This window comes from Bacillus sp. FSL K6-2431 (genome assembly GCF_038005165.1).
In the GTDB taxonomy this organism is placed as follows: Bacteria; Bacillota; Bacilli; order Bacillales; family Bacillaceae; genus Bacillus; species Bacillus pumilus.
The window spans coordinates 2,540,349-2,559,522 of record NZ_JBBOSQ010000001.1 but is presented as its reverse complement, the minus strand read 5'-3'; the positions used below and the strand labels follow the sequence as shown (position 1 = coordinate 2,559,522).

19 protein-coding genes are annotated in these 19,174 nt (G+C 41.8%); 10 read left to right on the top strand and 9 right to left on the bottom strand.

Features of this window, described 5'->3' with window-relative positions:
* Together rbsC and rbsB are read left to right on the top strand one after the other, a co-directional pair.
* A complete protein-coding gene (rbsC, locus tag MHH40_RS12800; protein WP_003215300.1) occupies positions 1-954 on the top strand; it encodes a ribose ABC transporter permease RbsC in 954 nt (317 codons plus the stop codon).
* A 13-nt stretch (positions 955-967) separates the two neighbouring features.
* Positions 968-1,885, top strand: coding sequence for a ribose ABC transporter substrate-binding protein RbsB (gene rbsB, locus MHH40_RS12795; RefSeq protein WP_050944407.1), 918 nt, complete (start codon positions 968-970; stop codon positions 1,883-1,885).
* A gap of 32 nt (positions 1,886-1,917) precedes the next feature.
* Here rbsB and MHH40_RS12790 read toward each other — a convergent pair whose 3' ends face one another.
* The 4 genes from MHH40_RS12790 to alsR all read right to left on the bottom strand — a co-directional run bounded on the left by MHH40_RS12790 (position 1,918) and on the right by alsR (position 5,158).
* Entirely contained in the window at positions 1,918-2,538 is a 621-nt protein-coding gene (locus MHH40_RS12790) for a VanZ family protein (protein WP_050944408.1), read from the bottom strand.
* A 62-nt stretch (positions 2,539-2,600) separates the two neighbouring features.
* On the bottom strand, positions 2,601-3,023 hold the full coding sequence (locus MHH40_RS12785; protein ID WP_050944409.1) for a hypothetical protein: 423 nt from the start codon (positions 3,021-3,023) through the stop codon (positions 2,601-2,603).
* Between the two features lie 570 nt (positions 3,024-3,593).
* Positions 3,594-4,196, bottom strand: coding sequence for a flavin reductase family protein (locus MHH40_RS12780; protein WP_050944702.1), 603 nt, complete (start codon positions 4,194-4,196; stop codon positions 3,594-3,596).
* 65 nt (positions 4,197-4,261) lie between these two features.
* On the bottom strand, positions 4,262-5,158 hold the full coding sequence (gene alsR / locus MHH40_RS12775) for an acetoin biosynthesis transcriptional regulator AlsR (RefSeq protein WP_050944410.1): 897 nt from the start codon (positions 5,156-5,158) through the stop codon (positions 4,262-4,264).
* Between the two features lie 150 nt (positions 5,159-5,308).
* Between alsR and alsS the strand changes: the two genes are divergently transcribed.
* From alsS to MHH40_RS12750, 5 genes are all read left to right on the top strand, one after another.
* Positions 5,309-7,006, top strand: a complete 1,698-nt coding sequence (gene alsS / locus MHH40_RS12770) for an acetolactate synthase AlsS (RefSeq protein ID WP_050944411.1) — start codon at positions 5,309-5,311, stop codon at positions 7,004-7,006.
* 38 nt (positions 7,007-7,044) lie between these two features.
* Complete coding sequence (budA, locus tag MHH40_RS12765; protein WP_050944412.1) at positions 7,045-7,815, top strand: acetolactate decarboxylase; 771 nt, start codon at positions 7,045-7,047, stop codon at positions 7,813-7,815.
* A 153-nt stretch (positions 7,816-7,968) separates the two neighbouring features.
* Complete coding sequence (locus tag MHH40_RS12760; protein WP_050944413.1) at positions 7,969-8,445, top strand: Lrp/AsnC family transcriptional regulator; 477 nt, start codon at positions 7,969-7,971, stop codon at positions 8,443-8,445.
* 16 nt (positions 8,446-8,461) lie between these two features.
* A complete protein-coding gene (locus tag MHH40_RS12755; RefSeq protein WP_003214813.1) occupies positions 8,462-9,043 on the top strand; it encodes a chromate transporter in 582 nt (193 codons plus the stop codon).
* Positions 9,043-9,576: a chromate transporter gene (locus tag MHH40_RS12750; protein ID WP_034620321.1), complete on the top strand. Its 534-nt coding sequence runs from the start codon at positions 9,043-9,045 to the stop codon at positions 9,574-9,576. The genes MHH40_RS12755 and MHH40_RS12750 overlap by 1 nt, the downstream gene beginning before the upstream one ends.
* A 239-nt stretch (positions 9,577-9,815) precedes the next feature.
* Here the strand turns inward: MHH40_RS12750 and MHH40_RS12745 are convergent, their stop codons facing one another.
* Complete coding sequence (locus MHH40_RS12745; RefSeq protein ID WP_050944414.1) at positions 9,816-11,135, bottom strand: UDP-glucose dehydrogenase family protein; 1,320 nt, start codon at positions 11,133-11,135, stop codon at positions 9,816-9,818.
* Positions 11,136-11,251: 116 nt separating this feature from the next.
* Positions 11,252-11,395 carry a hypothetical protein gene (locus MHH40_RS12740; protein ID WP_003214884.1) on the bottom strand — a complete coding sequence of 48 codons (144 nt, stop codon included), beginning with the start codon at positions 11,393-11,395 and terminating at the stop codon, positions 11,252-11,254.
* Positions 11,396-11,581: 186 nt separating this feature from the next.
* On the opposite strand from MHH40_RS12740, the gene MHH40_RS12735 reads away from it, so the two are divergent.
* The gene (locus MHH40_RS12735) at positions 11,582-13,189 is read left to right on the top strand and encodes an SWIM zinc finger family protein (RefSeq protein WP_050944415.1); all 1,608 of its coding nucleotides are present in this window, start codon (positions 11,582-11,584) and stop codon (positions 13,187-13,189) included.
* A complete protein-coding gene (locus MHH40_RS12730) occupies positions 13,176-15,953 on the top strand; it encodes a DEAD/DEAH box helicase (RefSeq protein ID WP_050944416.1) in 2,778 nt (925 codons plus the stop codon). The genes MHH40_RS12735 and MHH40_RS12730 overlap by 14 nt, the downstream gene beginning before the upstream one ends.
* Positions 15,954-16,023: 70 nt before the next feature.
* On the opposite strand, the gene MHH40_RS12725 is transcribed toward MHH40_RS12730, so the two are convergent.
* The 3 genes from MHH40_RS12725 to MHH40_RS12715 all read right to left on the bottom strand — a co-directional run bounded on the left by MHH40_RS12725 (position 16,024) and on the right by MHH40_RS12715 (position 18,554).
* Positions 16,024-16,812 carry a PAS domain-containing protein gene (locus MHH40_RS12725; protein ID WP_003214597.1) on the bottom strand — a complete coding sequence of 263 codons (789 nt, stop codon included), beginning with the start codon at positions 16,810-16,812 and terminating at the stop codon, positions 16,024-16,026.
* A 153-nt stretch (positions 16,813-16,965) separates the two neighbouring features.
* Positions 16,966-17,826, bottom strand: coding sequence for a Cof-type HAD-IIB family hydrolase (locus MHH40_RS12720; RefSeq protein ID WP_050944703.1), 861 nt, complete (start codon positions 17,824-17,826; stop codon positions 16,966-16,968).
* 371 nt (positions 17,827-18,197) lie between these two features.
* Positions 18,198-18,554 (bottom strand): hypothetical protein, encoded by a 357-nt coding sequence (locus MHH40_RS12715; protein ID WP_050944417.1) that lies wholly within the window; start codon positions 18,552-18,554, stop codon positions 18,198-18,200.
* A gap of 117 nt (positions 18,555-18,671) precedes the next feature.
* Between MHH40_RS12715 and MHH40_RS12710 the strand changes: the two genes are divergently transcribed.
* Positions 18,672-19,082 (top strand): YwpF-like family protein, encoded by a 411-nt coding sequence (locus MHH40_RS12710; RefSeq protein ID WP_003215215.1) that lies wholly within the window; start codon positions 18,672-18,674, stop codon positions 19,080-19,082.
* The last annotated feature ends 92 nt before the right edge of the window (positions 19,083-19,174 follow it).

The window sequence follows — 19,174 nt, the reverse complement described above, 5'->3', positions numbered from 1 at the left end:
ATGAAACCACTTACTTCAAATGGACGATTTGACAACATCATGCAAAAGCTTGGGCCATTCTTAGGACTCATCATCCTTGTCGCCATTGTTTCTATTTTAAACCCGGCCTTTTTAGAGCCATTAAACATCTTAAACTTACTGAGACAAATCTCCATTAATGCCCTCATTGCCTTTGGAATGACGTTTGTTATTTTAACAGGAGGAATTGATTTGTCGGTCGGTGCCATTTTAGCACTTTCTAGTGCGCTGACTGCCGGATTTATCGTGTCTGGTATGGACCCGATTTTAGCTATTATCGTTGGCTGTATCATCGGCGCTATTCTTGGGATGGTCAACGGTCTTTTAATCACAAAAGGAAAAATGGCTCCTTTTATCGCAACACTTGCCACGATGACGATTTTCAGAGGATTAACACTTGTTTATACAGACGGAAACCCGATTACAGGACTCGGTTCTAACTATGCCTTTCAGTTATTCGGACGCGGGTATTTCTTAGGCATTCCTGTTCCAGCGATCACGATGCTTCTCACCTTTATCGTGCTCTGGGTGCTGCTTCATAAAACGCCTTTCGGCAGAAGAACATATGCAATCGGTGGGAATGAAAAAGCTGCGCTCATTTCAGGAATCAAAGTACCACGCGTAAAAATTATGATCTATTCATTGGCAGGTTTCATGTCTGCTTTAGCAGGTGCCATTTTAACCTCTCGCCTAAACTCAGCTCAGCCAACAGCTGGTACGTCCTATGAGCTTGATGCGATTGCTGCCGTTGTACTTGGCGGGACAAGCCTTTCCGGCGGAAGAGGGCGAATTGTCGGCACACTGATCGGGGTGCTTATCATCGGTGTCCTGAACAACGGTATGAACTTACTTGGTGTATCATCATTCTATCAATCTGTTGTGAAAGGGATTGTCATCTTGATTGCAGTCCTACTAGACAGAAAGAAATCTGCTTAAGGAGGCAGCTGCTATGAAAAAATTTCTCATTCTCATTCTGACTCTCTCATTGTTCATGCTTTCTGCCTGCTCGCTAGAACCGCCAGAGTGGGCCAAATCAACAAAAGATGGGAAGAAAAAAGACATCAAAATCGGTCTCTCGATCTCGACCTTAAACAATCCATTCTTCGTTTCTCTTAAAAACGGGGTGACGAAAGAAGCGAAAAAGCTTGGCATCGAAGTCGTCATTGCAGATGCTCAAAATGATTCAGCAAAACAAACAAGTGACGTAGAAGATTTAATTCAGCAAGGGGTCGACGCATTGCTTATCAACCCAGCGGACTCGTCTGCCATCTCAACTGCTGTTGAATCAGCGAATGCTTCAGATATTCCTGTCATCACATTAGACCGTTCAGCTGAAAGCGGTAAAGTAGAAGCACTGGTTGCTTCAGATAACGTCAAAGGCGGCGAAATGGCAGCCAACTTTATTATCGACAAGGTTGGAAAAGGCGCTAAAGTCGCTGAATTAGAAGGTGTACCAGGCGCTTCCGCTACACGTGAGCGCGGAAAAGGATTCCATCAAATAGCAGATAAAGATCTAAAAGTGACAGCAAAACAAGCGGCTGACTTCGACCGAACAAAAGGGTTGAACGTCATGGAAAACCTCCTTCAAGGAAACCCTGACATCAAAGCCGTTTTTGCCCACAATGATGAAATGGCGCTTGGCGCACTAGAGGCGATTCAAAGCTCTGGAAAAGACATTCTCGTCGTTGGCTTTGACGGAAACGAAGATGCACTCAACTCGATCAAAGCAGGAAAACTATCTGCCACAGTCGCCCAGCAGCCAGAGCTGATCGGAAAACTGGCAGTCGGTGCTGCAAGCGACGTCTTAAAAGGGAAAAAGGTAGAAAAGAACATCGCAGCTCCACTGAAACTAGAACAGAAGAAATAAACAGAAAACCCCCGATTTCCCTCGGGGGTTTTCTATTTATCTGCAGCCTTATTTTTTAATGGCTGGCCAGCTTCATAAATATGACTGATAATTGGATTGAAATCTATTTCAAATTTATTCAATATTAGTTTGAAAAACAATATAAATAGTTTAAACACGAATACATATCCAATTATTGTGCCTAAAAGGTTATAAATTATATCATCGATATCTACCACTCTAAAGGAATAACCCGCATATAATCCAACAATCAATTGAAAACTTTCAAATAGTATGCCAACTAACAAACCTACTGAAAATATCTTTTTAAATGTTGCCTTAATTAGAAATGGCAAACCAAAACCTAAAGGTATCGTCATGAATACATTATAAAGACTGGCTAAACTAACACCTTCACTAAAAGGAATTAAATTCATTTCTACTAAAATATTATTTTTTTCACCGAATACTTCTTTGAAATTCTCCCTTTGAGTGTCATCAATAGTAATTGGGAATTGAGTTAAATTTATAACATGATATACATAAAAAGTCATGATTGAAAAGAAAAATAAATATGTATAACTTTTCTTATACTTAATTTTGAGTAAGACTGCAAAAGCTAAATATATAAATAAAAAACTATAGAGTATCCAACCTTCAAAAAATATAATCATAATGTAGCTCTCCTAGTAAATAAAACAGAAGAGAATTTATAAACAAATTCTCTTCTGTTTTATTAATTAGATACTTTACCTTTACCTGTAATAGTTCTGCCGTCTCTTTCTATTTTATAAATAAACAAATAATATTTATTTCCTCCACCAATTCCTGTATATTTACCAGAGACCTTATTAACTTTTCCATCGGATCTAGGTCTAGAAGTAACTGTACCATAGTCCTTTCCTGTCGACTTATTTCTCAATTCATAATATACCGTATTAGGCCCATTAGCATTTGGCAATTTAGATAATTCCCATTGCTCTCCAGAAATTTTAGCTGGCCCTTTATTTAGTTCATAAAATCTTTTTTTATCAGCTCCATTCACAGCTCTATATTCCATCGTGAAATCATAATAATTAGTTTTCGCAAATGTCGGTACAACCATTGCAAAAGAAAATAATACTAACATTACCACGGAAAATATACTTGATTTTTTCAACTTTCACAACACCTTTTCTATAAATTTTGATGACTAGCAATACCAAAATTTATAATACCATATATATGTATCAAAAAAAACCCTAAATTTACATATTTACATTATAAAGTCTATTTAATTTAAATTATTATAATTTATACAATGAAGGAATATAACGGATTTTATAACAAATTTAGAGTTTTCATTATTAGCCACCAAATCTTTTCGAGTCATTAAAATTTTAATTTATTTTACAGAACATACCACCCATTATTCCTCATTTCTCTTGGTATGACGACGGTGCTATTCAAATCTTTTGACTGTCACCTTCCCATTTCTGTGATAAATCTGTTTAAATTAATATTTTCACTGTATCACCCTGACCTTAGTCAGGATTGATCTTTTGTCGAGAAATATATCCTTTTATTCAATGAGAAATTTCCATAAAATTGTGACTTGTTTATATAATAGATATAATTCACAGGACTGGTTTTCTAATTATACGTTGCAGCAAATCAACCGGTTATTTCTTAAAATTAGAACAAAAGAATAATAGGAAGAACCCCCGAGGGAAATCGGGGGTTCTTCCTATTACTGTGGTCTTTTCAGCACAAATGACGTGCCTAAATGGGCATAATCATTTCCCGCTAAACGTGCGACTGGCTTCAGTTCATTAGTAGAAACATAGCCTTTTTCCGCATCATAAACTGACTCATCTAAATGTGCACATACAACCCGGCCAATGATATGATCGACCGTGATTTCTCCTTCATCATTTTGAAAGGTGAGATGCTTTTCCAGCTGACATTCGAAACGAATGCGCGCTTCCTTGATCCCCGGAACTGAAACGACATGGCTTTTTACTTGATGAAGACCGGTTCGATCCAGCTCACTCTCCTCCTGCGGCAACGTAGCAGCTGTTTCATTAATATCTTCTATCATGCCTTCATCGCTTACATGGACAACAAACTCTTCCCTGTCGATGATATGCTGCGCTGTATCTTTCATCTGACCTTCTCGTCGTCCAATAGAAACCGCAATAAGTGGCGGGTGTCCGCTGATGACATTAAAGAAACTAAATGGTGCGGCATTGACAACATCGTCTTTAGACAGACTTGTAATAAACGCAATCGGTCGTGGAACAATAGAGCCCGATAATAATTTATATGCTTCTTTTCTTGATAGCTGATCCATTTGCAACGTAATCAATTCAGACACGCCTCCTTTTGGTGTATCGACATCATACCATACCTCTTTTTCTATGCCTCTGATTCAGGCTCGGTGCGATGCAGGATATGGTGGACAAGATGAAATAAAGCAGGATTATGATTTTCTCTTCTATAGGAAATCGTCCATTCTGCCAGAAGCTGTTCACCTTCAATGGACCGATACACAACATCTAGATTAAATAAACGCCGGGCTGATTTCGGAATGACCGCAATGCCGATACCAGCTGTGACAAGGCCAATGACCATTTGGTATTCCGCTGCTTCCTGCACGATATTTGGACAAAATCCGTATTTTTCACATAGCAGGATAAAGTGCTGATAAAGGGACGGCCATGATTCCTTTGATAAAGAAATAATCGGTTCATGACGGATATCTTCGATCGTGACCGCCTCTTTTTTCGCCAGCGGATGATTTTTTGGAATCGCAAAAATACATTCACTTTGCTTCATCAAACGGCTGACCAGTTCTTCATGAGGAGATGTAGGATGTAAAAAACCGATATCAATCTCCCCATTTAAAAGCGCTCCTAGCTGATGCGGAACAGAAAGCTGCTCCAGCTCAATACTGACAGAGGGATACAGCTCTCTGAATTCGCGTACAACTGGCGGCAGAATATCATACGTCGCTGTTCCAACAAACCCTATGATGATTTTTCCCAGCTCTCCTCTTGCTGTATGCCGGGCATGATCAACGGCTTTATCAAGCTGATGCAGCACACCACGCACCTCATGTAAAAAGACCTTTCCAGCAGCTGTTAGCTCCACCACTCGCTTCGACCGGTGAAACAAAGGAAACCCCAATTCTTCTTCAAACTGCTTAATTTGCTGACTAAGTGGCGGCTGTGTCATATTCAACCGTGCGGCTGCTCTGCCAAAATGCAGCTCCTCCGCTACTGTGACAAAGTACTGCAAATGTCTCAGTTCCATCCTTTCACTCCTCGCACACTTATTCGTGAAACATATTAAAACCACGTTAAACAGATATTGGAAATTTTCCATTTTGAAATGTATAGTAAATCATATCATGAAAATATATTTTCATAAAAAATTTTACTTGCCGAAAGGAGTGCGGGGTAAATGAATTCTCAAGCACAACCCCTAACAAGACGAGGAGCAGAATTGATTGTTGATACGCTGATTGCTCAAGGTGTGACCCATGTTTTTGCAATTCCAGGTGCCAAAATTGACGCCGTATTTGATGTATTAAAAGACAGAGGTCCAGAGCTTGTCCTATGCAGACACGAACAAAACGCCGCCTTTATGGCAGCTGCTGTCGGCCGCTTAACCGGCAAACCAGGTGTTTGTCTCGTCACATCAGGTCCTGGCGCATCTAATTTAGCAACAGGTCTATTAACAGCCAATACAGAAGGTGACCCTGTTGTCGCAATCGCGGGAAACGTCATTCGTGCAGATCGGCTAAAACGAACACATCAATCACTCGACAATGCGGCATTATTCAAACCAGTCACAAAATACAGTGTTGAAGTACAAGACGTTCATAATATACCCGAAGCCTTAACAAATGCTTTTCGCGCGGCACAAAAGGGGCAGGCTGGAGCAGCATTTATCAGCTTTCCACAAGATGTCGTGACAGAACACACCACACAAACACCAGTGTCTGCTCACCCTTCTCCAGAACTAGGTCCTGCACCGGATGCTCTCATCAGCTCGGCTATCGCCAAAATTCAAAATGCACACTTACCTGTTGCCATTGTGGGAATGAAAGCAAGTCGTCCAGCTGCTGCAAAGGCTACAAGAACATTATTGAAAACACTTGGAATTCCATTTGTCGAAACGTACCAAGGAGCCGGGGTTCTCTCAAGAGAGCTCGAGTCTCAATATGTAGGCAGAATCGGTTTATTCAGAAATCAGCCGGGGGATCTTCTCATTGAACAAGCAGATGTCCTTTTAACCATCGGCTTTGATCCAATTGAATATGATCCGAAGCATTGGAATATTCAGCCGAAGCAGCGACAGATCATCCATGTCGATGACATGCAGGCAGATATTGATCATTTTTATGAGCCAGCGCTTGAGCTTGTCGGCAATATAGCTAAAACCGTTAAACATCTAGCCCATGACAGTGTTCCACTTTCTCTATGCAAAGAACAAATTGAATTCGTCACTGAATTACAGGAGCTGTTAAGCGACATTGAAAAAGCACCAGAAAGAGAAAGTCATCTATCTCACCCGCTGGATGTCATTCATACATTAAGACGCCTGATTCCTGATAACACGAAGGTCACCTGTGATATCGGGTCTCACGCGATTTGGATGTCGCGTCACTTCCGCGTCTATGAGCCGAACACATTCCTTGTGAGCAACGGAATGCAAACATTAGGCGTCGCCTTACCATGGGCCATTGCGGCTTCCATATTGAATCCAGATGAAAAGATCATTTCGGTCTCTGGTGATGGCGGTTTTCTCTTCTCTGCAATGGAGCTAGAAACAGCCGTCCGCATGAAAACAAACCTCGTTCACCTTGTTTGGAATGACAGCACATACGACATGGTGGCATTTCAGCAGGAAATGAAATATGATCGCACATCCTGCGTTGAATTCGGACAGATCGACTTAGTGAAATATGCGGAAAGCTTTGGAGCGACTGGATTACGGGTTAACTCACCTGAAGAGCTTTCAACTGTCCTACAAAAGGGTATAAACATAGAAGGACCCGTTATTATTGATATTCCGATTGACTATCAAGACAACCCAGACCTCGCCAGTCAAAAATGGCCAGAAGTCTTTCGTGAAAAACACACATTGAACGTCTGATAAGATGTCCATACATTACACCAAAGGAGTGAGCGGATATGGGTATGATGCACCCAATGAATCAACACAGCGACACAAGACAACATGACAAACAGCAAGAGGTCTATCAAGTATCGACGATGACCTCTTTGCTGGAAGCCGTATATGATGGAGATTTCTCCCTTTCACAAATTCCCGAGCACGGTGATTTCGGTATTGGTACATTCAATCAATTAGATGGAGAGCTGATCGGCTTTGATGGCGCATTCTACCGACTGCGCTCGGATGGAACAGCGACACCGGTTACCAATCAAGACTATTCACCCTTCTGCTCTTTAGCATTCTTTGAAACAGATATCGTTCATCGAATTGATGCAGCCATGACGAGCAAAGAGCTAGAAGAAGAAATTGACCGCATTTTACCAAGTAAGAATGTGTTTTATGCAATCCGCATTGATGGATCATTCAAAAAGGTGCAAACACGTACGGTCGAAAAACAGGAAAAACCTTACGTTCCGATGGTGGAAGCAGTCAAGTCACAGCCCATCTTCGATTTCGAGGATATTCAAGGAACGATCGCCGGTTTCCGTACACCGCAGTACGCACATGGTATTGCAGTGAGTGGATATCATCTTCATTTCATTGATGACGATCGAAGCGTCGGCGGACACGTTTTTGATTACACTGTTGATCAAGTGACCATCCGAATTTCTCAAAAACGTCATATGAATTTACACTTGCCAAATACGCAAGAATTCTTCCAAGCAGACATTGATCGAGCTGACCTCGCACAACAAATTACCAGTGCAGAAAGCAGTCCAGATCAATAAAATAAAGACATCCCGGTGATTCCGGGGTGTTTTTTTATACAAAAAGAATACTTATCACTTCATTACATTTCATTTCGTTAGTAAATTCAAATTCACTCATTCTATTCGTAATGAAATATGTTAAAATATCAACAGAAGAAAGGTGGTCATACGGTGTCAAACGACTATAGCATTCCGAACTTAACATTAGATAAACGAGATAAACAAATTTTATCCATATTACACGAGGACGGGCGTATGTCCTATACAGATCTCGGGAAACAAGTCGGTCTTTCACGTGTTGCTGTACAAGCCCGTATACAGCAGCTCATTGAAGCAGGCGTCATTGAACGATTCACAACGGTCATCAATCCTGCTAAGATCGGCATTCATGTTTCTGTCTTCTTTAATGTAGAAGTGGAGCCGAAATTTTTAGAAGCAGTCGCCCTTCAGCTTGAGCAGGAAACAGCTGTCACAAGTCTTTATCACATGACAGGGCCAAGCAAGCTGCATATGCATGGCATTTTTCAAAATGAACAGGAAATGGAGACATTCCTGACAAAAAAACTGTACCCGCTAGAAGGCGTCGTGAGTGTGGACTGCCAAATGCTCATTAAACGATACAAAAGCCGAATGGGCATGAAATTGTAGACAGGAGTTGAAGCACTTGCAATCATATATCGAACTCATCATCGCTATGGTGCGAACCGGTATTCTCGGTTTTGGCGGAGGTCCTTCCGTCATACCACTCATTCGCCATGAAGCGGTGGTGAAATATCAATGGGTCAATGATGACGAGTTTGGAGAAACACTCGCCATCGCCAACGCATTACCAGGTCCGATCGCGACCAAAATGTCGGCATATCTCGGCTATCGATTGAAGGGCGTATCTGGCGCAATTGTTGCGACAGCTGCTCATATTTTACCGACATGCCTCGCCATGGTGGCACTCGTCACACTTGTCAGCGTCTTAAGCTCCTCACAAATCATTCAAAATATGATTGGCGCCGTGACACCAGTTATTGCCGTCCTGCTCGGGATCATGGCATACGAGTTTGGACAAAAAACGCTGAAAGGCTTCGGAATGATCTTCGGGATCGCTCTGTTCCTGCTTGCCTTTATCGGGCTACAGGTGCTGTCCATTCATCCAGGAATCATTGTTATCATCTTTTTATGCTATGGCGCTTTTCATTTCAAACTGAAACAACGCTGGAATCGACCAAATAAAGAGAAAGGAGTGTCTTCATGATGCTGATTTTCTTTTTATTCTGGGCATTCTTCTTGTCCAATCTATTAGGATATGGCGGAGGACCTGCATCCATCCCGCTGAATTATGAAGAAATCGTCAACCATTTTCATTGGATGACGAACGAAGGATTTTCCAATATGCTTGCTTTAGCCAATGCACTGCCAGGACCAATTGCGACGAAAATCGCGGCATATGTCGGCTATGACGTCATGGGCTGGCCAGGCTTTATCGTGGCACTGCTTGCAACTGTACTGCCATCAGCCATTGGATTGATTTTATTGCTCAAGCTGATTGACCGTTTTCGCCAATCCCCTGTCGTCAAAGGCATGACCTTATCCGTCCAGCCTGTCATTGCGATGATGATGCTTTTATTAACATGGGAAATTGGCGGAGATGCAGTGAAAGCCATTGGCTGGACGCAGTCGCTCGCCATTGCTGCGATCTCCTTTTTCTTTATGACTAAATTCAAAATGCACCCCGCCTTTCTCATTGTGGCTGCCTTTTTATATGGCGGATTCATTCTGCCGCATTAAAAAAACCGATAACATGACCTGTTATCGGTTACAAATTGTTGACAAATGGCTAAAATGAATTTTATTTTAGCCATTTGTCTTCCTTTCAGCGTGATAGAAAACCTTTGAAGTCTAGAAAGAGCGAGCACTGGAGCAGAGCGAATTTGACATTCGTGAGCACCAGCGCGCAGGTCTGACAACGAATGCGAGGGTTTGTCTACACGCTAAAACCGATAACATGACCTGTTATCGGTTTTCTTTTACATATATATTGGAGAAACTGGTCTGCGCCCAATCGAATGATACTCGACTCCTGCTTGTTCTGCCGCTTCAAGCGTATGGCAGTTGCGTCCATCGAAAATAAGCGGCTGTCTCATCCATTCCTTGTAGGACGTGAGCGGGAACGTCTGAATTTCTGTCCACTCTGTTAATATACAAGCTGCATGGACATCCTTTAGCGCTTCTTCAATCGTATGAGCAAACACGACTTTTTCAGGTAGCTCACGAGCGGCATGGCGTGCGGCAACAGGATCATACGCCACAAGCTCCGCGCTTAATTGATGGAGTTCATGAGCAATTGGAACCGACGGCGCCTCCCTCATATCGTCTGTATTCGGTTTAAAAGCAAGGCCAAGAAGTGCAATTCGCTTTCCTTCAAGATTTGATCCCAGTCTCTCCTGAATACTTCGGATAAAACCGGCTCGCTGCTCATTGTTTACTTTGATAACAGCCTTTAACAGCTCAAAATCATGCGACACATGCCCTGCGATTTGGACAAGTGCATTTGTATCCTTTGGAAAACAAGAACCTCCGTAGCCAATCCCCGCCTTGAGAAATGAAGAACCAATCCGCTGATCGAGCCCCATTCCCTGCGCCACCCATTCAACATCAGCACCTGTTTTTTCACAAATGGAGGCAATCTCATTCATAAAGCTGATTTTGGTCGCAAGGAAAGCATTTGATGCATACTTGATCATTTCTGCACTTTTTCGGTCTGTCTTGACCACTGGCAGGTGGAAATGAGCATACATCTCCTCGAGCCGGTCTAATACAGCTTTTGTTTCAGCCCCAATAACAAGCCGATCTGCCCTCAATGTATCTGAAATGGCAGAGCCTTCTCGTAAAAACTCTGGGTTAGATGCAATCGATAATGGCTCATTCCGTCCTAATTCTTGATGGATCATCTGTTCGATTTGATCACCCGTTCCAACAGGCACCGTACTTTTCACCACAAGAACCGCACCTGATTTCGCTTTTGTACCCATCTCCTTTGCGGATTGAAACACATATTGTAAATCAGCTTGGCCATCTGCCTGCTGCGGGGTGCCAACCGCAATCATTAACACATCTGCCCGCGGGTAGGCTGCCGCTCCATTTATGTGAAATTGAATTCGTCCTTGCTCAAGATTGCGTTTCAGCAGTTCTTTTAATCCTGGCTCATACATTGGTGGATGTCCCTGTTTCAGCTGCATGACCTTTCTCCGGTCAATATCAATACACGCCACATTGTGCCCTGCCTCCGCTAAACACACACCTGTGACCAATCCCACATATCCACAGCCTGCAATTGCAATATTCATGACACCATCAGCTCCCCATACGCCTTATGCTTGTAATGACATCGTATGCCGGGAGCTTTCGTTCCATTCATAAAAGCATACAAAAACCCCCTGCCATCACCAGCAGGGGGTCACTTTTATGAAACAAGACCATTTCGAATATGAGCAATCAGATTTTCAAGCATTTCTTTTGTGGTGACATCATTTGAATTCTCACCAATATCATGAGCGTACATCAAAATTTTTAAAAACTCTTCTTGATTCAAACCCTTATTATCCATGTCTGTATCCTTTCGATTCCACTAATTTCATTATTATATGCTGTAAGGTTGGTTTATGCAATACTCTAATACATCATTCGACAGCTTTTGAAATTTATGACCATTTTCATGAAAAACTTTTTTATAAATCACCATTGAGCTATAATAAAAGAATTGGAATCTTTTACTTGGTTAGGAGCGGATCAAATGCTTCAGCACAACATCAACGAGGAAGAAATCAAACAAACAGCCGAACAGATCAAAGAACTTCTTCCTGCAACAGATGAAAACAAACAACTCATCAAAAAAGCATTGATTACTTATAGACAGGACAGTGTATATCGTCTCAAGCAAGAATCTGATACGGAATGGTCAGCTTATGTACATGATGTTGTGGCAGCAAGAGTCCATCTTCATGTGCTGTTTCCTGTGAGAAGCAGCTGCTCATGTCCGGCAGATGGACTTTGTAAACACATTCTCGCTGTCTTCTTTTCGCTATACGCTCAAGTGGAGAGTGTGACTGGATTTACAGAAAATTGGTCAGCAAAGGATGAATTACAGCGCAGCAAAGAATTGATTCGCCAGCACTTCCAAGTGAAGCGCCCAGACGAACAATCACTCCAAAGCTGGCTGAATTTTTTCCAAGAGGAATTTAACCTCTGGCTGAAACGGACACCAAAGCATCAGCAAACACCGCAGCATTTGTATTACGGCTATTTATCGATCCTAAAAAAACACGCACCTCATTCTCCTGAATTCAAGAGTTTGTATGCGATTCATACGTCAATCGATGTGTGGTTAAGGATTCATGAATTAATCGACCTTGGCCAGCTTGATGCCGAGAAGGACTTTTATTCCATGAATCCATATGTCGAACAGCTTATGAACACCATTTTCGATTCAGTGGATCACTTGAAGACATACGCCCTTTCCTTTTCCCTCGATCCGTTTCTTGAAAACACACCAACTGCCGTTCGGACACTTCTTCAAATAAACGGACCTTTCCAGCATGAACGAGTAGCGGTCTTTATGGAGATTTGGGGCACCATATTAAATAGAGGGAAATGGGTTAAAAAAGAAACAGAATTACTAAGGAACGCTCAGAAGCAAGAACAAACGGTTGAACGTACCATCGGATTGATGCACATGGATTATTTAATGAAAGAAGACGATAGCCTCTTTCAGCAATTAAAGCTGCTCAATGCAGATATGCTGCCAAATGTGCTCAATTGGCTGAAGGATCTGACAAACCGCAAGGACTGGAAGCGGCTCAAGCTCTGGTATCATGAGATCACCTATATTTTAGAGGAATATTGCCAGCTCGACCTTTCCTACAGAGAACTGCGAGGAGCCGTCAGTGATTTCTTCTTTTATTTAGACGCATACTTTAAGCAGACGAAGGATCATCATTTATATGAACGCTACCTCCAGATTTGCATGCCCTATGCGTTTACTGAATATAGTCAGCTATTATATGCACAACAGCGTTATGCAGAATGGATTGAGATTCACAGCCTTGTTGGTTTCTCCATCAGTGAACTGGAGAAGGATCTGATCAAACAAATTGCAAAAGAGGAGCCTGAAGCGCTCATTCCATCATATCACCGTGAAATCTCACAGCTTCTCGATCAAAAGAATCGAAGTGCTTACCGAGAATCTGTGAAAATGCTAAAAAAACTGCGCACGCTTTATCATAAAACGAAAAAAACTGCGATTTGGGAAAGATATGTAAAGCAGCTACAGGATTCAACGAAACGGCTGCGTGCGTTCCAAGAGGAAATGAAGAAAGGAAAATTAATTGATGACACGCCATAAACAAATTGTCATTCATGCAGAACAAACAGAAGATTTCTCTTTCACCATTTCAGCGCAAGCAGAGGACGGACACCCTGTTCCGCTTAATGAAATGAAGAGGCAGCTTTTCCAATGGCACGAATCGTCTTTTTACGGAACATTTTTAGAAGATGTGAGCTTTATTGGCACACCTGCCTTCCTGCTAAGCCCTTGGATGACCGTCGAACTGCTAGGAAAAAATTCGTTTAATACCTTTAGTCATGTGACACTAACCGATGAAACGGAACCACTGATGAAGACCGCCTCCACCATTTATGAATTCATTGAGGATGAAGATTTCATTCCCGATTACGAGGCATGGACAAAAGGTGTGCTTCGTTTTAAAGACAAAGAAGGACTATTAGATGGCTATACGGCTGATTGGTTCTCCTTTGCCGTACAGGATTATATTCAATATGATGATGCCTTACAGCACAAATGGAACCGGATGACAGAACAATCGCCTGCGCTCTCATCCTTCCAAGGACATTTTTTAGATGAGCAGGATTTCTTGGAAACGATTGGCTGGATTGATGACGACACACCTTTCACTGTCGGCTTGCGTTTAAATGAACCGGATTTCGACGGAGATGATTGGAAAATCGAATTGTTTTTGCGTGATAAGAAAAACAGCGACCTTCACTTTTTTGAAGGCATCCGTTCATTGAAAAGGTCTTGGCATCCGTATCAAGATAAAATCTCAAGAGAGCTGGAACGATTCGGTCAAATTGTCCCTTGGCTTTCTTTCACATCTGGCACCACGCTCATGTCAGAAGACGAAGCATGGCTCTTCCTATCTGAAGCAAGTGAAACACTTGTGAATATGGGCATTGAGATCCTGCTCCCATCGTGGTGGCAAATTGTCAAAGAAAGCACCATGATGCTAAAAGCAAGGATTTCCTCTACCCCGAGAGGCGAGTCGCATGTCGGAATGGATGCCTTGATGGACTTTAATTGGCGCTTCGCTACAAACGGCATCGAGCTGACAGAAGATGAGTTCAACGAGCTTGTCCAAAGTAAACGGCGCCTTGTCAATATTCGTGGACAATGGATCAAAATCGATCCAACCTTCATCCAGCAAATGAAAAAATGGATGGAGCGTGCCGAAAATGAAGGGCTGCACATGTCTGATATTTTGTCACGTGAACTGGCAGATCAAGAAGCATCCTCTGAATCGATTCCAGAGCTGCTAGACAGCTCAGCATTTGCACATATTCAATTTGAACTTTCGTCTCAATTAAGAGGGCTTGTCCATCAGTTAAATGAGACGCATGAGCTGCCTTCCTACGAAATGAGTGAGTCCTTCAAAGGCACACTCAGGCCGTATCAGCAGCATGGTGTCAACTGGCTGTTATTCTTAAGATCTCATGGATTTGGGGCTTGTTTAGCAGACGATATGGGTCTTGGAAAAACGATTCAAATGATTGCGTATTTCACATATTTAAAGGAGCAGGAGCAAAATGCCGCTCCATCTCTTATCATTGCGCCGACCTCTGTTTTAGGAAACTGGCAGCGAGAGCTTGAAACCTTCGCACCACATTTGAATGTTGCCTTGCATTACGGGCCATCGCGTCCTCAAGGGGAACACTTTACAAAGGCATACGAGTCAACAGATATTGTCCTGACGTCTTATGGACTCTCACATTCTGATCGTGATGAATTAACGTCAGCAAAGTGGGATACGATTTGTTTAGACGAAGCCCAAAACATTAAGAATGCCCATACGAAACAATCGAGAGCGATCAGACAGCTCAAAGGGCAGCATCACATTGCCCTTAGCGGGACACCTATGGAAAACCGTTTAACAGAGCTTTGGTCCATTTTTGACTTCGTCAACAAAGGATATCTCGGCAGCCTGACGAGCTTTCATAAGAAATTCGTTCTGCCGATTGAAAAAGATCGTGATGAAAAAAGAATTGAACAGCTGCAGCAGCTGATTAAGCCTTTCCTATTAAGACGAACAAAGCAAGATGAAGAGGTCGCCCTGAACCTGCCTGAGAAACTCGAAGAAAAAGAATTCATTCCGCTATCTGCTGAGCAGGCTTCTTTATATGAACAGCTCGTGAAAGATACATTCGAACACATGGCTTCGTTAACAGGAATGCAGCGGAAAGCCATTATTTTAAGTATGCTCGGCAGACTCAAACAGATTTGCGATCACCCGGCTCTCTATTTAAAAGAGAGTGGAACCGATGTGAAACTGCTGAAACGTTCATTAAAAATGGATAAACTCGCAGAGCTGTTAAAAGCAATACATGAGCAAGGAGAAAGCTGCCTCATTTTTACGCAGTATATTGGAATGGGGAACATGATCAAGCAACTGGCGGAAAAAATGTTTGGAGAACCAGTTCAATTTTTAAATGGCAGTCTGTCCAAACAGGAACGGGATAAAATGGTGGACCGCTTCCAGAAGAAAGAATTCAACATCTTAATTCTCTCTTTAAAAGCAGGAGGAACAGGACTTAACCTAACCGCCGCAAACCATGTCATTCACTACGACAGATGGTGGAATCCTGCTGTGGAAAACCAAGCGACCGACCGTGCTTATCGGATCGGACAAAAACGATTTGTTCACGTCCATAAGATGATCACAACGGGCACGATTGAAGAAAAAATCGATCAAATGCTCGAAACAAAGCAAACGTTAAATGATCAAATTATCCAAAGTGAAAGCTGGATTACAGAGCTATCGACAAACGAACTAGAAGATTTATTCACATTAAGTGCCGCCGCTCAATCATCTTAATCCAAGCAAAAAGAGGACTTTTCTCAAACATGATGAAAAGTCCTCTTTTTTCATTTCATATGAACATAGGTTAAATGTGCAGTTTTTTCAATGCAGATTTAACGTTCATATACGTATTCAATTCACGGAAGTCTTCTCTCATTTCTCCCATTTTCATCGCAAGATTCGGTTTAATTCCTGTCACGATGAGTTCCGTACCTGTCATTAAAATCAAATCGTTCAGCTTAAAGATCGCATCTGCCACAAATGAATCGACTTCTAATAAACCAGACAGATCGACAATAAAATAATCGTCCTTGGATTGAGAGATATAGGTGGAGACTGTGGAGATAATCTTATCAAATCTTGGCGCTGTTAACGTACCAATGATCGGTAACACAGAAATACCATCTTTCACAGGAACAATGGGAACGGAAATGTTCAGCACTTCATCAATTGATTGCTCAAGAAGCTCCTGCTGTTCCTTCTCTTTCGTGACATCCTTTTGCAGACCAACGAAATAAAGACGTTTCCCTTCATTTTCGTCAATCCAAAGAGGAGCTACACTTAACTCATTCCAAAACATCTGTCCAGATTTTTTATAATTTTTCAGCTGAACAGTGACAGCCTCTTTGTTCTCAATAGCTGTTCTAATTTGTTGGAGAGCAATTTGCTCTGTTTCATTTCCTTGAAGGAAACGACAATTCTTCCCCAATACTTCGGGTTCTTGATAGCCTGTCATATCTAAAAAGCCCTTGTTCACATATATTAAAGGATTATCAGGTAAAGACGGGTCCGTCACCGTCAGGCCAACCTGAGTATAGTCTAAGGCTTCCTTGATTAAATGCAGATTTTCGGACTTATAAGATTCCAGCGCCATTCGTTTACTCTCCTTAATTTCCTTACAAGCGGGTTATGTTCATAATTAAATTATATGATGTTCCACATGATGTGTAAATAGAAGTAGTTCTGAATTACTCTTTTGTAGAATGCGCTTTATCCTATGTGATTTATACAACGACATCCGATGCATCTATTTCAACAGGTGTCGAATCATATACGCCACACCATGTTCATCATTTGTTAACGTGACATGATCAGCGATTTCTTTCATATCCTGTCTCGCATTGCCCATCGCAACCCCAACACCAGCTGCTCGAAGCATCGATTCGTCATTTAAACTGTCTCCTACAGCCGCTGTCTGTCTTAAAGGAACACCAAGTCGTTCTGCCAGCCTTGTTAATGCCTGGCCTTTAGATGCATCCTTAGCACCAATTTCAAAGTTATGATCGGCTGAACTGACCATTGTGACATCTGAATCATCACCAAACATATTCCATCCTGCCTTCAATCTGTCTTCAAAGAAAGAGAAACCTAAGATGTTGTAGAATGAAAGCTTTCGATCCTCACGAAACAACTCTTTATATGTATCAATATAAGAAAAACCCGACTGACTGTATTGCACTTCTGCCGCTTGTTTTAAAACACTCAGGTCCGCTTCTGGATTTGCACTTTTTAAGCGATCCATTTCAATCGCAAGAAGCTCTCTACCACGATTCGGTGTGAAAATGGCTTCGTTTGTAAAAACTTCATAATAATAATCACGTTCTTCAAGCCACGACAATATGCGTTTGGCCTTTTCTTCTTGTAAAGCAACTGAATGATATACTTGTCCAGCCGGATCATGAATCACAGCTCCATTGGCACTAATCACCCATGTATTCATCCCAAGCTCATCAAAAATAGACCTCACATCAAAATACGCTCTTCCTGTAGAAACGACAACTTCCAATCCATTCGCCGCTGCTTCCTTTAATGCCTGCTCATTTTCCTGACTCACTTTGTGTTCACTATTCAATAACGTTCCGTCTAAATCCGTTGCAATCAATTGAATGTTTGTCATCGTTCTCTCCTTTTTGTCTCCATTTTGGCTATCATACCGCTGATAAAATCCATCATCAAGAGGTGATCGGTTTATCATTGAATAAAAGGGTACCCAGCCACGCTACATGACCGGATACACACAAGGGGATTTAAGGGGACACATGACCTATACAAAGAAGCGATGGTTCTATTACGCAGTGTTCTTATGCTCAAGGCAGCGTCTATCAGCTTTAGCTAGAGGGGGCTGTCAGATGCTAGACGTTACCTTTTGATTCAGACCGTACCTCCTTTCCTTTCAACTGCCCTTAGTCTACCGAGAAATGTTGTATATGACAAAACATGAAAATGACAAAATTCCCCCTCAAATTCTCTATTTCCTCTTTAATTTCTGCTTTTTACCGCTTGAGTATAAAACATCATCTTGTTTTGTTTGATGAAAAACTTATTTTTCATAAATTGATAAAAAACATCTGAATGAATCCAATTACTAGAAGGCATGTGAATATAATCAGATCCGTCCCACGCAAACCAATAAAAACAAAGCTGCCCGTCATGAATCGACAATTGAAATTCAAAGTAGTCCATTTGATCCTCGGTGACGTATTGAAACGTGAGTGACTCGCCTTCTTCCATGTACACATCACAAAATGAAAGAATGTCTCCCCACGAATAAACGCGCATTTTGCTCTTTGCCTTCTCCTCGCCAATATGTATGTTTCGCAATTGATAAGACTCCATAAAACATCTCCTTTCACTCATATGCAGCTCGCTTTAAGCAGGCAGCGGTTTCATTTATACAGATGTTGTATGCTATAATGTTACTTACGAATAATGAACGCTTGTGAGGTGCAAAAAATGAAAACCTTTAGGCTGATTGATTTAAAAATCGAACTTGATCCAAAGCAAGATAAAATGTCCAGCATTCCCCTTCGTGACGGTTTAATCATTAATAAAGAAGATGGTGAAAATCACTGGATGATCGAAGCACTCATTCCAAAGAAACATAGACAGGTGTTTGAGGTGCTCTTTCAGCAGCACACTGAAGTGAAGATTCTAGTAACGATCACAAAAGAAAACAACCGCCCTGTTCATCTATCTGTCCAAGTCAAAAACATTGTTGCTTTAGAAGAAAACATTTCTGTGCTGCTCGATGGTAAGATGATTACAAATCGTTACAGAACAGAAACCGAAGAAGTACTTAAAGACCTCGTCAAAGAGGGGCTTTCCGGAGAAAAACTGCTGGATGCATTTAAACAAAACACATAAAAAGAGCGGGATTAGCCGCTCTTAGATAGTTGACAAAGGGCTAAAATGAATCTTATTTTAGCCCTTTGTCTTCCTTTCAGCGTGATAGAAAA